The organism is Capillimicrobium parvum (assembly GCF_021172045.1).
Lineage (GTDB): Bacteria > Actinomycetota > Thermoleophilia > Solirubrobacterales > Solirubrobacteraceae > Capillimicrobium > Capillimicrobium parvum.
In genome coordinates this window covers 1788799-1802296 of the sequence record NZ_CP087164.1, presented here as the reverse complement: position 1 = coordinate 1802296, position 13498 = coordinate 1788799, and the positions used below count along the sequence as shown (strand labels likewise).

13 protein-coding genes and 1 pseudogene are annotated in these 13498 nt (G+C 73.8%); 10 read left to right on the top strand and 4 right to left on the bottom strand.

Annotated elements, in window-relative coordinates; translation table 11 throughout:
* The first annotated feature begins 88 nt into the window (after window positions 1–88).
* Together DSM104329_RS08865 and DSM104329_RS08860 are read left to right on the top strand one after the other, a co-directional pair.
* On the top strand, window positions 89–1825 hold the full coding sequence (locus tag DSM104329_RS08865; protein WP_259315071.1) for a S8 family serine peptidase: 1737 nt from the start codon (window positions 89–91) through the stop codon (window positions 1823–1825).
* Between the two features lie 32 nt (window positions 1826–1857).
* Window positions 1858–1989, top strand: a complete 132-nt coding sequence (locus DSM104329_RS08860) for a hypothetical protein (RefSeq protein ID WP_259315070.1) — start codon at window positions 1858–1860, stop codon at window positions 1987–1989.
* Between the two features lie 31 nt (window positions 1990–2020).
* Here the strand turns inward: DSM104329_RS08860 and DSM104329_RS08855 are convergent, their stop codons facing one another.
* Window positions 2021–2443, bottom strand: a complete 423-nt coding sequence (locus DSM104329_RS08855; protein WP_259315069.1) for an FGGY-family carbohydrate kinase — start codon at window positions 2441–2443, stop codon at window positions 2021–2023.
* Window positions 2444–2541: 98 nt separating this feature from the next.
* Here DSM104329_RS08855 and DSM104329_RS08850 point away from each other — a divergent pair.
* From DSM104329_RS08850 to DSM104329_RS08830, 5 genes and pseudogenes are all read left to right on the top strand, one after another.
* Window positions 2542–2739: pseudogene (locus DSM104329_RS08850) on the top strand (glutamine synthetase); the annotation flags it as partial.
* Window positions 2736–3461 (top strand): FadR/GntR family transcriptional regulator, encoded by a 726-nt coding sequence (locus tag DSM104329_RS08845; RefSeq protein ID WP_259315067.1) that lies wholly within the window; start codon window positions 2736–2738, stop codon window positions 3459–3461. The pseudogene DSM104329_RS08850 and the gene DSM104329_RS08845, both read left to right, overlap by 4 nt.
* A 146-nt stretch (window positions 3462–3607) precedes the next feature.
* A complete protein-coding gene (locus DSM104329_RS08840) occupies window positions 3608–3778 on the top strand; it encodes a hypothetical protein (protein ID WP_259315066.1) in 171 nt (56 codons plus the stop codon).
* A gap of 3 nt (window positions 3779–3781) precedes the next feature.
* Window positions 3782–5143: an aldehyde dehydrogenase family protein gene (locus DSM104329_RS08835; RefSeq protein ID WP_259315065.1), complete on the top strand. Its 1362-nt coding sequence runs from the start codon at window positions 3782–3784 to the stop codon at window positions 5141–5143.
* A complete protein-coding gene (locus DSM104329_RS08830; protein ID WP_259315064.1) occupies window positions 5144–5893 on the top strand; it encodes an SDR family oxidoreductase in 750 nt (249 codons plus the stop codon).
* Between the two features lie 12 nt (window positions 5894–5905).
* Here the strand turns inward: DSM104329_RS08830 and ilvA are convergent, their stop codons facing one another.
* Both ilvA and DSM104329_RS08820 read right to left on the bottom strand, forming a co-directional pair.
* Entirely contained in the window at window positions 5906–7120 is a 1215-nt protein-coding gene (gene ilvA / locus DSM104329_RS08825; protein WP_259315063.1) for a threonine ammonia-lyase, read from the bottom strand.
* Complete coding sequence (locus tag DSM104329_RS08820; RefSeq protein WP_259315062.1) at window positions 7117–7512, bottom strand: Rid family detoxifying hydrolase; 396 nt, start codon at window positions 7510–7512, stop codon at window positions 7117–7119. Before DSM104329_RS08820 ends, ilvA begins: the two co-directional genes overlap by 4 nt.
* A 37-nt stretch (window positions 7513–7549) precedes the next feature.
* Here DSM104329_RS08820 and DSM104329_RS08815 point away from each other — a divergent pair, with 37 nt between their 5' ends.
* The 3 genes from DSM104329_RS08815 (at window position 7550) to DSM104329_RS08805 (ending at window position 12135) form a co-directional block, all read left to right on the top strand.
* Entirely contained in the window at window positions 7550–9454 is a 1905-nt protein-coding gene (locus tag DSM104329_RS08815) for an alpha/beta hydrolase (protein WP_259315061.1), read from the top strand.
* Window positions 9454–11430, top strand: coding sequence for a thioredoxin domain-containing protein (locus DSM104329_RS08810; protein ID WP_259315060.1), 1977 nt, complete (start codon window positions 9454–9456; stop codon window positions 11428–11430). Before DSM104329_RS08815 ends, DSM104329_RS08810 begins: the two co-directional genes overlap by 1 nt.
* Window positions 11431–11505: 75 nt before the next feature.
* The gene (locus tag DSM104329_RS08805) at window positions 11506–12135 is read left to right on the top strand and encodes a hypothetical protein (protein WP_259315059.1); all 630 of its coding nucleotides are present in this window, start codon (window positions 11506–11508) and stop codon (window positions 12133–12135) included.
* Window positions 12136–12139: 4 nt separating this feature from the next.
* On the opposite strand, the gene DSM104329_RS08800 is transcribed toward DSM104329_RS08805, so the two are convergent.
* A complete protein-coding gene (locus DSM104329_RS08800; RefSeq protein ID WP_259315058.1) occupies window positions 12140–13477 on the bottom strand; it encodes a glutamine synthetase family protein in 1338 nt (445 codons plus the stop codon).
* Window positions 13478–13498: the final 21 nt, after the last annotated feature.

The window sequence follows — 13498 nt, the reverse complement described above, 5'->3', positions numbered from 1 at the left end:
CGGAGGGCGTCGCCCTCTAAGGTGCCCGCCACGCTGCGAGCGGTTGGGAGGCCGTTCGCTGATCAACAACCCTGGAGGGGGAGGTTGCATGAGGAAGCTCGCTTCGCTCGTGGCGCTGGTCGCCGCGACAGGCAGCGCAGGCACCGTAGCCGGGGCGGCTTCGGCCGCCACCGACGAGTCGGGTGCCCGCACCTACGTCGTCGTCTACAAGGACGGCGCATCGGCCGCGCAGGCCCGGGAGGACATCGCGCGCGCCGGCGGACGGATCGTCCGCGAGAACACGGCGATCGGCGTCGCCACGGTCGAGGCGGAGTCGGCCGCCTTCGCCGACAAGGCCGCATCGAGCAGCGCGCTCGAGGGGGCGGCCCAGAACGACCCGATCGGGTCGGTCCCGCAGCAGCGGCGCAAGGGCCAGCGCGAACTCGAGCGCGTCCAGGGCCAGCGCGACGCGTCGCGCGGTCAGCGCGGCCGGCGCTTCGACCGCGGCGCGCAGGCTCCGGGCATGGTGACGGGCGACCCGCTGTCCTCGCTGCAGTGGGACATGCGGATGATCGACGCGACGCCCGACGGCTCGTACGCCGTCACGCAGGGCACGCACGACGTACGCGTCGGGATCATCGACACGGGCATCGACGGCAGTCATCCGGACATCGCGCCGAACTTCGACCGCGAGCTGAGCCGGAACTTCACCGTCGACGACCCGGTGGTCGACGGGCCGTGCGAGGAGGAGGCCGACCAGTCGTGCGAGGACCCGGCGGACGTCGACGAGGACGGCCACGGGACGCACGTCGCCGGGACGATCGGCGCACCGCTGAACGGCGTCGGCATCGGGGGCGTCGCCCCGGGCGTCGACCTCGTCAGCCTGCGCGCCGGCCAGGACTCGGGCTACTTCTTCCTGGGCCCGGTCCTCGACGCGCTGACCTACGCCGGCGACCACGGCGTCGACGTGGTCAACATGTCGTTCTACATCGACCCGTGGCTGTTCAACTGCTCCTCGAACCCGGCGGACTCGCCGGCCGAGCAGCGCGAGCAGCGACTGGTCGTCACGGCGACGCAACGGGCGATCGGCTACGCCCGCGACCACGGCGTCACGACGATCGCCGCGGAGGGCAACGGGCACACCGACCTCGGCAGGCCCGTGGTCGACGACACCAGCCCGGACTACCCGGACCAGGAGAGCTCGCCGCACCACCGCGACATCGACAACTCGTGCCTGTCGATGCCGACGGAGGCCGACGGCGTGATCGGCGTGACCTCGGTCGGGCCGAGCGAGCGCAAGGCCTACTACTCCGATTACGGGGTCGAGCAGGCCGACGTGTCGGCGCCCGGCGGCGACTTCCGCGACAACTTCGGGACGTCGCTCTACCGGTCGCCCACGAACCTCATCCTGGCGCCGTACCCGGCGTCGCTGGCCGCGGCCAACGGCGACATCGACGAGACCGGCACGCCGACGACCCCGTTCGTGGTCGCCGACTGCACGTCGGGCACCTGCTCGTACTACCAGTACCTGCAGGGCACGTCGATGGCGGCGCCGCACGCGGTGGGCGTCGCGGCGCTCATCGTGGCGCGCTACGGCAGGCGCGATCGCCAGAACGGCGGCGTGCGGGCCGATCCGGACCTGGTCGAGCAGGTGCTCAAGGCGACGGCGGACGACCACGCCTGCCCCGAGCAGAACCCGTTCGACTACCCGGACCCGGACCTCGGTGACGAGTACACCGCCCTGTGCGAGGGCAGCGACTCGTTCAACGGGTTCTACGGCGAGGGCATCGTCAACGCGCTCGACGCGGTGACGGGCCGGCGGGGCCACCACCGCCCGGACCGGTAGTCCGACCGGAAGGGGGCGTCATCCAGTGAGGGATGACGCCCTCCTCCCGCCTGCCTCAGCGCCGCCTCGGCTCCAGCGACATCAGCGCGGCGGGCATCGCGCTGAGCGCCGACGACGTCGCGCTGCTGGACGCGCTCCCGGGCCCGGTGGGCACGCGGTACTGATCCGCGCGAGCCGCGCCGGGCGGGACCCGCGTCAGTCCTTGGGCATGTCGTGCTCGGTCGGCGGGGCGCTCGAGTGCTGGTCGGTGTCGCCCAGCGGCGAGTCGTCGTCCTCGGAGGGCAGCGGGGGAAGCGTGTCGGCGTTCTCGTTGTCGCCGCCCTCGGCGCCGACGTCATCGCGATCGTCCGTGTCCTGGCTCATGGTCTCGTTGGCTACCCCGCAGGCGGCCTCGACGAACCGTCGCCAGGCGGCGTGCTCGCGGGCGCGCCACCCGGCATCGCGCCGGGGGCGGATCGGCTCGCGCGACGCGATCGCGTCGAGCGCCGCCCGCGCGATGTGCGCGGGACGCCTGGCACCGGTCAGCCCCGCCACGAGCCCGCGGGCGCTCGCGTTCCACCACGACGCACCGAGCCCGCTCAGCGCCGGAAGCACCCGCACGCCGCCCGCGTCGACCACCCGCCGTGCGCATGGTTGAACACTAAGGCACGATCTCCATACCATCACCGGCCGTGACCCTCGACGAGCTCCGGCGGGCGGCCGAGCGCGGGTGGACCGCGCAGGCCGGCGACAAGCCGCGCGTGCCGGCCACGCTGCGCGCGGAGCGCGACCTGTTCGTCGCGAGCGCCGTCGCGCGCGCCGCGTTCGGCGACGAGATGGTCGAGCACTACGCCAACAACGCGCGGATCGAGATCGAGGCCTACGACGCCGTGGTGACCGACTGGGAGCGCTACCGGGGGTTCGAGCGGTTGTGAGCGGCGCGAGCATCGACTCCGCCGAGGCCGTCTTCGCGCCCGTCCGCTCGCAGACGGCGTTCGAGGAGACCGTGGACCGGCTCGGCACCGCGATCAAGCTCGGCCTGCTGCCGCCGGGCTCGCGGCTGCCGGCCGAGCGCGAGCTGTGCTCCATGCTCGGCATCGCGCGCTCCACGCTGCGCCAGGCGCTGACCGCGCTGGCGCAGAGCGGCCACCTGCACGCCGTGCGCGGCCGCGGCGGCGGGACCTTCGTCGCCGACCGGCTCCCGCCCGTCGACCCGCCGTCGCCCGAGCTGGTGGCCGAGTGGCGCGACGTGTGCGACTGGCGGCTGGCGGTCGAGCTCGGCGTCGCGGTGATCGCCGCCGAGCGCGCGTCGGCCGCCGCACTCGAGCCGCTGGAGGAGACGCTGGCCGAGCTCGACGACCTGCTCGAGGACTTCCCCGCCTACCGCCAGCTCGACGTGCGCTTCCACATCGGGCTCGCCGAGACGACCGGCAGCGCGCGGCTCGTGACGGCGGCGACCGAGGCGCAGGGCGCGATGACCGACCTGATCCACTACATCGCGCACCCGCCGGAGGTCCTCGCGTGGTCCAACCAGCAGCACCGCCAGCTGCTGCTCGCGGTCTCGCGCGGGGACGCCGACGCGGCCGCCCGCCACATCGCCGAGCACCTGCACGGCACCGAGCACGTGCTCGCGGGCCTGCTGCCGGATCCGCGTTGAGCAGCGCCACCGCCCGCCCCGCGGCGCGCCCGGTCGGATCGTGAGCGGGTGACGGACACCCCCGGTTGACATCCGACCGCCTGCGTTTGTACCGTCGCGGTCGAAGGACGGACCTTCACACCTTTTCCCGGGGGAGGGACCAGCGCATGGGTGTCGCTTCGCGGCCGGAGATCCACGACGAGCGTCGGCTCGCCGAGCTCGGGTACGAGCAGAGCCTGCACCACGGCTGGACCAGCTTCTCAAACTTCGCCATCTCGTTCACGATCATCTCGCTGTTCGCCGTGCTCGACGAGGACGCGCCCGTGCGGGGCGTCTGACCGATGGCCACCCTGGAGGTCATCGAGCCCGCCACCGAGCGGGTGCTCGAGAAGGTCCCGCGCGGCGGCGTCGAGGAGATCGACGCCGCCGTCGCGGCGGCCAGGTCCGCCTTGCCGGCCTGGAGGGACCTCTCCCCCTCCGATCGGGCGCAGGCGCTGATGCGATTGGCGGCTGCGCTCGAAGCGCGCCTCGAGGAGCTCGCGCTGCTCGAGGCGCGCAACGCCGGCAAGCCGATCGGCGACGCGCGCGGCGAGATGGCGATGGTGGTGGACGTCTTCCGCTACTACGCGGGCGCGCCGGAGCGTCTGCTGGGCGACACCATCCCGGTCGCCGGCGGGCAGGCGTTCACCGTGCGCGAGCCGCTCGGCGTCGTCGGGCTCATCACGCCGTGGAACTTCCCGCTGACGATCGCGGCGTGGAAGCTCGGGCCCGCGCTCGCCGCCGGCAACACCGTGGTCCTCAAGCCGGCCGAGCTCACGCCGCTCACGGCGCTGCGCTTCGCGGACATCGCGCTCGAGGCCGGGCTGCCCGAAGGCGTCGTCAACGTCGTCGCCGGCCCGGGCAGCGTGTGCGGGGCGCGCCTCGTCGAGCACCCCGACGTGGCGAAGATCGCGTTCACGGGCTCGACCGAGGTGGGCCGGTCGATCGCGGCCGGCGCCGCGCGGACGATCAAGCGCGTGACGCTGGAGCTGGGCGGCAAGTCGGCGAACGTCGTCTTCGCCGACGCGGACCTCGAGGCGGCCGCGCAGGCGGCGCCGCTGGCCGTGTTCGGCAACGCGGGCCAGGACTGCTGCGCGCGCTCGCGCATCCTCGTCGAGCACTCCGCGCTGGACCGCTTCATGGAGGCGCTGGAGGAGGCGGTCGAGGCGCTGCGCGTCGGCGACCCGCTCGACGAGAGCACGCAGATGGGGCCGCTCATCTCCGCGGCCCGGCGCGACGCGGTGGCCTCGTACGTGCCCGCGGGCGCGCCGGTGGCGATTCGCGGCAGCGCGCCCGACGGCCCCGGCTACTGGTTCGCGCCGACCGTCCTGTGCCCGGTCGCTCCCGACGACCGCGCAGTGCGCGAGGAGATCTTCGGGCCGGTGGCGGCGGTCGTCCCGTTCCGCGGCGAGGCCGAGGCGGTGGCGCTCGCCAACGACACGATCTACGGCCTGTCGGGGTCGGTGTGGACGCGGGACGGCGCGAAGGCGCTGCGCGTGGCCCGCGGCATCGAGGCCGGCGTGCTGTCGATCAACTCCAATACCTCGGTGCGGGTGTCCACGCCGTTCGGCGGCTTCAAGCAGTCGGGCTATGGACGCGAGCTCGGCCCGCACGCGCTGGACGCCTACACCGAGGTCAAGTCCATCTTCTACGCGACAGGCTGAATGAGACTCAAGGACAAGGTGTGCGTCGTGACGGGCGCCGCGGGCGGAATCGGCGCGGCGACCGTCGAGGTGTTCAAGCAGGAGGGCGCCACGGTGGTCGGCGTGGACCTGAGCGAGGACGCCCCGGGCGACCTCTCGCTGCAGGTCGACGTGACGCACGAGGGACAGGTCGTCGACATGTTCGCCCGGACGATCGAGACCTACGGGCGCGTCGACGTGATCTTCAACAACGCGGGGATCTCGCCCAACGACGACGGCTCGGTGCTGGACACGTCGCTGGAGGCGTGGCAGCGGGTGCAGGACGCCAACCTCAGGTCGGTGTTCCTCGGCTGCAAGTACGGCATCCCCCATCTCCTGGAGAACGACCCGCCCAACCGCGGGTCGATCATCAACACGGCGTCGTTCGTCGCGGTCATGGGCGCGGCGACGTCGCAGATCTCCTACACGGCGTCCAAGGGCGGCGTGCTCGCGCTGTCGCGCGAGCTTGGCGTGGAGTACGCGCGCCGGGGCGTGCGGGTCAACGCGCTGTGTCCGGGTCCGGTGGACACGCCGCTCCTGCGCGAGCTGTTCGCCAAGGACCCCGAGCGCGCCGAGCGGCGCCTGGTCCACGTGCCGATGGGCCGCTTCGCGGAGGCGGCGGAGATCGCCAAGGGCGCGCTGTTCCTCGCCTCCGACGACTCGAGCTTCGTCACCGCGTCGACGTTCCTCATCGACGGCGGCATCAGCGGCGCGTACGTGACGCCCGTGTGACGCCGGAGCGCCCTACCGCAGGACGCGCGCGTCGTAGCCCGCGCCGGCGATCGCGCGCAGCACGTCCTGCGCGTGGTCGCGCCCCCGGGTCTCGAGCACGAGCTGCACGGCGGTCTCGCGGACGTGCAGGTCGATGCCCTCGCGAACGTGCTCGACCTCGACGAGGTTCGCCCCCGCCTCGGCCACGCACACCAGCAGCCGTGCGAGGTGACCCGGCCGGTCGGGCACTCGCGTGATCAGCGCGATGCGCCGGCCCGACTCGGTCTCGTGGCGGCGCGCGACGGTGGCCAGCAGCCCGGCGTCGACGTTGCCGCCCGACAGCACGACGACCGTCGTGCCGTGCGGCGCCGGTTCGACATGCCCGCCGAGGAGCGCCGCCGCGCCCACGGCGCCCGCCCCCTCGACGACGAGCTTGGCCTTCTCGAGCAGGACGACCATGGCGTCGGCGACCTCGTCCTCGGAGACCATCGCGACCCCGTCGAGGTAGGAGGCCAGCAGCGGCAGCGTGATCTCCCCGGGCCGCTTGACCGCGATGCCGTCGGCGATGGTCGTCAGCGGCGGAGCGACGTCGACCGGGTGCCCGGCCTCGAGCGAGGCGGCCAGCGCCGGGAACGTCTCGACCTGGATGCCGATGACGTCGACGTCCGGCCGCGCATCCTTGACCGCCACCGCGACGCCGGCCGCCAGCCCGCCGCCGCCCACCGGGATGAGGATGCGGGCGAGGTCCTCGACGTCCTCGAGCAGCTCCAGCCCGAGCGTGCCCTGCCCCGCGATGATGTGCTCGTCGTCGAACGGGTGCACGAACGTCATGCCGCCCTGCTGGGCCCGCTCGTGCGCCGCCGCGAGGCACTCGGTGACGCTCTCGCCCTCGAGGATGACCTTCGCGCCCAGCGCCGCTGCGCCCTCCGCCTTGGCGATGGGCGCGTCGGCGGGCATGACCACCTCGCACGGCACCCCGCGGGCGCGGGCTGCCGCCGCCAGCGCCTGGGCGTGGTTGCCGGCGCTGCCGCACACCACCCCCGTCCGGCACTCGTCGCCCAGGGCGTCGAGCTTGTTCAGCGCGCCGCGGATCTTGAACGAGCCCGTCCGCTGCAGCGACTCGGCCTTCAGCACGACCGTGCCGCCCGACCGCTCGCTCAGCGTCTGTGAGGCCAGCACGGGCGTGCGGCGCACGACGTCCGCGCCCGCGCGGCGGGCATGGCGAACCTCGGCGACGGTGACGGTCACTCGTCCGGCAGCGCGACCACGGCGGCCACCTCGACCTGCGCCCCCTTCGGCAGCGCGGCGACTCCGATCGCCACGCGCGCCGGCGGGTCGCCCTCGAAGAAGCCGGCGTAGACCTCGTTGACCTCGGCGAAGGCGCCCATGTCGGTCAGGTAGACGGTCACCTGGACGGCATCGGCCAGGCCGGCGCCCCCGGCGGCGCATACTGCGGCGAGGTTCTCCAGGCACTGGCGCGCCTGCTCGCCCGGCGACGCTCCGACGAGCTCCCCGCTGGACGGGTCGAGCGGGATCTGGCCGGAGCAGAACAGCAGGCCGCCCGTGCGGACGGCGTGCGAGTAGGGCCCGATCGCCGCGGGCGCCTCGATTGCGGTGACGGCGTGACGGTGATGAGACATGTGGATGGACACCGTACCCGCCGGGAAGACTGCGGGTGTGCGAAGCGCGAGGCGCACGGTGTGGACGGGGCTGGGCGGCGTGGCGGCGAGCCTGGCTCTGGCGGCGGCCGGGCCCACCGGCACGTCCGCCGCGTTCGAGGAGGCGCCCTGTGGCGAGGACGACCTGCAATGCAGCCATGTGACGGTCCCGCTGGACCGGACCGGCGCCCTGCCCGGGTCCGTGGCGCTCGACGTGCGGCGGCTCCCGGCCGGCGCGGCGCCGACGCGGACCGCCTTCGTCGTCCTGCTCGGCGGGCCGGGACAGGTGGCGAGCGCGAGCGCCCCGGCGCTGGCCGCCGACCTGGGCGGCGTGCGCGGGGACCGCGACCTCGTGCTGTTCGACGAGCGCGGCGTCGGCGGGTCGGGCGCCCTGCGCTGCCCGGGGCTCCTGCGTCCGTCCGGCTCGGGCGCGCTCGGCTGCGCCACGCGGCTGGGCGCGCTGCGCGGCGAGTTCACGACGGCGGCCGACGTCGAGGACCTCGAGGCGATCCGCGTCGCCGGCGGCTACGAGCAGGTCGTGCTCTACGGGGCGTCGTACGGGACGAAGGTCGCGCTCGAGTACGCGGCGGCGCGCCCCGAGCGCGTCGAGGCGCTCATCCTCGACTCGACCGTGACGCCGGAGGGGCCCGATCCGCTGCAGCTGTCGACGTTCGCCGCGCTGCCGCGGGTCGTGCGCAGCGTGTGCTCCGGCGGCGCGTGCCGCGGCGTGACGGCCGATCCGGCGGGCGACGTTCGCCGGCTGGCGCGCCGGCTGGGCCGGCGGCCGCTGCGCGGACGGTTCGTCGATGCCGACGGGAGGCGACGGCGGGCGACGCTCTCCCCCGCGGACCTGCTGACGATCCTCTCCGCCGGCGACGTCGATCCGGTCCTGCGCTCGGCGGTGCCCGCCGCGGTCCACGCGGCACTGCACGGCGACCCCGCCGCGTTCGTCCGCCTGCGCGCTCAGCTCGGCGGGCGGGACTCGCGCGCCGCCGCGGCCGGCGGGATCAACCGCGCTCGCTTCGTGGCGACGACGTGCGAGGAGACGCTGTTTCCATGGGACCGCACCGCGCCGCCCGCGACCCGGGCCGCGCAGGCCGGGGCGCGCATCCGCGCGATGCCGCGCAAGCGCTACGCGCCCTTCGACTGGAGCACGGTCATCGCCGCCGGCATCCTGCCGCTGTGCGTGCAGTGGCCGGTGGCCTCGCCGGCACCGGCTCCCGTCACGCTGCCGGCCGGGCTGCGCGCGCTGCTGCTCGCCGGCGGCGAGGATCTGCGCACGCCGCTCGAGGACGCGCAGGCGGTGGCCGCCCGGCTCGGCCCGGCGGCGCAGGTCGTCGTGCTGCCGCACGCCGGCCACTCGGTGCTCGGCTCCGATGTCTCGGGCTGCGCGAACGCCGCCGTCGTCGCGTTCCTGTCCGGGACGCCGCCGGGCTCCTGCGAGACGGTCGAGCGCCTGCTGGACCCCGCGCGCCCGGCGCCGCGGTCCGTCGGGTCGGTGCCGCCGTATCCGGGGCTGCACGGCCGGGCGGGGCGCATCGTCACGACGGCGAGCCGCACGGTCGCCGACGCCGCACGGCGGCGCCTGTCGGAGCGCGTGCAGGGCACGGGCGTCCGCCGATTCGGCGGCCTGCGCGGCGGGACGGCGAGCATCGAGCCGGACGGGCTGCGGCTGCACGGCTACGTGTACGTGCCCCGCGTCGCCGTGACCGGCATCATCCCCGACGACACCATGCGCCCGATCGAGCTTCGCATCCAGGCCCACGGCGCCTCCGGCCGCATCCGTGCGGGCGGCGGGCGCGTCACGGGCCGGATCGGCGGTCGGCGCATCTCGGTCAGCACGTCGCGCACCTCGGCGGCCGCGGCGTCGTTCGAGCGCGACGCGGTCCGGGGCCTGGCCGCCTCGCCGCTGCGGGTGCCGTGATGGCGAACGCGCTCGCCCACGAGACGTCGCCGTACCTGCTCCAGCACCGCGACAACCCGGTCGCCTGGATGCCGTGGGGCGAGGAGGCGCTGACCCGTGCCCGCGAGCGCGACGTCCCGCTGCTCGTGTCGATCGGCTACTCGGCCTGCCACTGGTGCCACGTCATGGAGCGCGAGTCGTTCGAGGACGAGGCGGTCGCCGCGCTGATGAACGAGCACTTCGTCTGCGTGAAGGTCGACCGCGAGGAGCGCCCGGACGTCGACGCGCTCTACATGGAGGCGGTGCAGGCGATGACCGGGCACGGCGGCTGGCCGCTGAACGTGTTCGTCACGCCCGACCAGGTGCCGTTCTTCGGCGGGACGTACTTCCCGCCGCAGCCGCGGATGAACATGCCGAGCTGGCCGCAGGTGCTGCAGGCCGTCGCGGACGCGTGGCGCGATCGCCGCCCGGAGATCGAGACGCAGGGGGCGCAGCTGCGCGAGCGGCTCGCGGCGTCCGCGTCCCTGCGGCCGTCGGATGCTCCGCTGTCGACGGCACAGCTCGAGCAGGCGGTGGCGGCGCTGCGCGAGTCCTACGACCCGCGGCACGGCGGGTGGGGCGGCGCGCCGAAGTTCCCGTCCGCGTCGGTGATCGACTTCCTGCTCGGTCAGGGCGAGACGGAGATGTCGATCGCCACCCTGCGCGCGATGGCGACGGGCGGCATGCACGACCTCGTCGGCGGCGGCTTCGCCCGGTACTCGACCGACGCGACGTGGACCGTGCCGCACTTCGAGAAGATGCTCTACGACAACGCGCTGCTCGCACGCGCGTACCTGCACGGCTGGCAGGTGTCGGGCGATGACCTGCTGCGGCGCACGGTCCACGACACGCTCGACTGGATGCTGCGCGAGATGCGCGCGCCGGGCGGCGCGTTCTGGTCCGCGCTCGACGCGGACTCCGAGGGCGTCGAGGGCAGGTTCTACGCGTGGACGGTCGACCAGCTGCGCGCGGCGCTCGGCGGGGACGCCGAGGCGGCGATCGCCTGGTTCGGCGCGACCCACCGCGGCAACTTCGAGGGCGCCAACGTGCTCGAGGCCCGTGGGCCGGAGCCGCCCGGCGACGTGCGCGCGCGGGTGCTGGCGCGGCTGCTCGAGGTGCGCGCGCAGCGCGTGCGCCCCGGGCTCGACGACAAGCTGCTGACGTCGTGGAACGCGCTGGCGATCGCCGCGCTCGCGGAGGCCGGCGCGGTGCTGCGGCGCGAGGACTACCTCGACGCGGCACGGACCGCGGCCGAGTACCTGCTGCGGGTGCATCGCGATCCCGGCGGGCGTCTGCTGCGCACGTCGAAGGACGCCGACGCGCGCCTGAACGCGTATCTCGAGGACCACGCGTTCCTCGTCGAGGCGCTCGTCGTGCTCTACGAGGCGACGTGGGAGCCGCGGTGGCTTCACGAGGCGCGGGAACTGGCGGACGCGATGGTCGCCCGGTTCGCCGACGAGGAGAACGGCGGGTTCTTCTCCACCTCCTCCGATCACCAGGAGCTCGTCGCCCGGCGCCGGGACCTCGAGGACACGCCGATCCCGTCGGGGTCGTCGAGCGCCGCCGTCGGTCTGCTGCGGCTGTACGCCCTGACCGGCCGCGCGGAGTACGAGGAGCGCGCCCAGTCGGTGCTCGCGCTCGTCCACGAGATCGCACCGAAGCACCCGGCGGCGTTCGGCCACCTGCTGCAGGCCATGGCGTTCGCGATCGGGCCCACGCGCGAGGTGGCGATCGTGGGCCCGCAGACCGACGCGGACGCGCTCGCGCGGGTGGTCCGCGACACCTACCGGCCGCGTGTCGTGCTGGCCGGCGGCCCGGCCGCGAACGACGCGGTGCCGCTGCTCGAGGGACGCACGCCGGTCGACGGCGACGCGGCCGCGTACGTGTGCGAGCGGTTCGCCTGTCAGCGGCCGGTGACCGGCCCGGTCGAACTCGAGCGCCTGCTCGCGGACGCCTGACCGCTCGCGCGCCCCCTCCGTCCCTCGATCAGTCATGCTGGGCTGATGTCGGGGCGTCCATCGGTGGGGCGGTGCATGGCCGCCGCTTTGCTCGCCGCGTTCGCCGGCGCCGTTACCGCCGCGTCCGCCGGCGCGGCCGTGCTGGCCACCGACGAGCCGTGCTACCTGCCCGGCCAGCAGATGATCGTCGCGGGCCAGGGGTTCGCCCCGAGCGCTCCGGTGCAGGTCGCGTCGGGCGGCGTCCTCGCCACGCCGACGGCCGACGCCGCCGGCAGCTTCCAGGCCTCGGCCGCGGCGCCGGCCCTGCCGTTCTCGACGCCGAGCGCGCGGTCGCTAGCGCTCACGGCGACCGACGGCACCACGAGCGCGACGGTCCGCATCCGGGTCGCGAACCTCGCCGCGCTGCACTCGCCGCGCTCGCCGTCACAGCCGCAGAGCAGGGTGCGCTGGCGGATCTCCGGGCTGCGGCCGGGCGCGCGCGTGTACGCCCACTACGTGCACGCGGGCCGCGAGCAGCGGCGGGTGTCGTTCGGCCGGATGCCGGAGCGATGCAGCGTGTTGCGCAAGCGGATCGCGATGCTGCCCGTGGACCACCCGGCGGCCGGCAGATGGCGGATCCAGATCGACACGCGGGCGCGCTACAGCCCGCGGACGCGGCGCAGCCTCGTCGAGTTCGGAACGGTCGGGAGGCGGATCGTCGGATGACCCGTCACAGCACCGGCAGGTAGCGGTCGAGCTCCCACGGCGTGACCTGCACGCGGTAGTCGTCCCACTCCTGGCGCTTGATCTCGACGAAGCGGTTGAACATGTGCTCGCCGAGCGTGCGCAGGACGAGCTCCGACTCGGCGGTGATCTCGATCGCCTCGCCGAGCGTCTCGGGCAGCTGCTCGATGCCGAGCCGCTTACGGTCGTCGGGCGCAAGGTGGTAGAGGTTCTTCTCCATCGGCTCGGGGAGCTCGTAGCCCTTCTCGATCCCCTCGAGCCCGGCCTGCAGCAGCACCGCGAACGTGAGGTACGGGTTGCAGGCGGGGTCGGGGCAGCGCAGCTCCATGCGCGTCGACTGCTCGTGGCCGGGCCGGTACAGCGGCACGCGCACGAGAGCCGAGCGGTTGCGCCGCGACCATGCCACGTAGACCGGCGCCTCGTAGCCGGGCACGAGCCGCTTGTAGGAGTTCACCCACTGGGCGAAGATCGCCGAGATCTCGCGCGCATGCTTGAGCTGGCCGGCGATGAACGCCTTGCCCGCGTCGGAGAGGAAGTACTGGTCGTCGGGGTCGTAGAAGGCGTTGCTGCCGTCCTTGAACAGCGACTGGTGGGTGTGCATGCCCGACCCGTTCTCGCCGAACAGCGGCTTGGGCATGAACGTCGCGTGCCAGCCGTACTTCATCGCGATCTCCTTGACCGTGATGCGGTACGTCATGCAGTCGTCGGCCATCTTCAGCGCCGGCCCGTAGCGCATGTCGACCTCGTGCTGCGACGGGCCGACCTCGTGATGGGAGTACTCCACGTGGATGCCGAGCTGCTCGAGCGCCAGGACGGTCTCGCGGCGCACGTCGGAGCCCGCGTCGAGCGTCGTCAGGTCGAAGTAGCCGCCCTCGTCGAGCACCTCGGTGGACTTGTTGTCCTTGAACAGGAAGTACTCGAGCTCGGGACCGACGTTGAAGGTGTCGAAGCCCATCTGCTCGGCGCGGTCGAGCGCGCGGCGCAGCACCTGTCGCGGGTCGCCCTCGTAGGGGGTGCGCTCGGGGGTGTGGATGTCGCAGAAGATGCGGGCGACGCCCTGGTCGGTCGGGCGCCAGGGCAGGACGGCGAAGGTCCGGGGATCGGGCACCGCGACCATGTCGGACTCCTCGATCGCGTTGAAGCCGGTGATCGACGAGCCGTCGAAGCCCATGCCGTTCTCGAACGCGTCGTCGAGCTCCGCGGCGTTGATCGAGAACGACTTCAGCTGGCCGAGGATGTCGGTGAACCAGAGGCGCAGGAAGCGGATGTCATGCTCGTCGACGAGCGCCCTGACGTCGGCGGCATTCTGCGGCTGGTCTGGCATCCGGCGGAGCCTAGACGACGC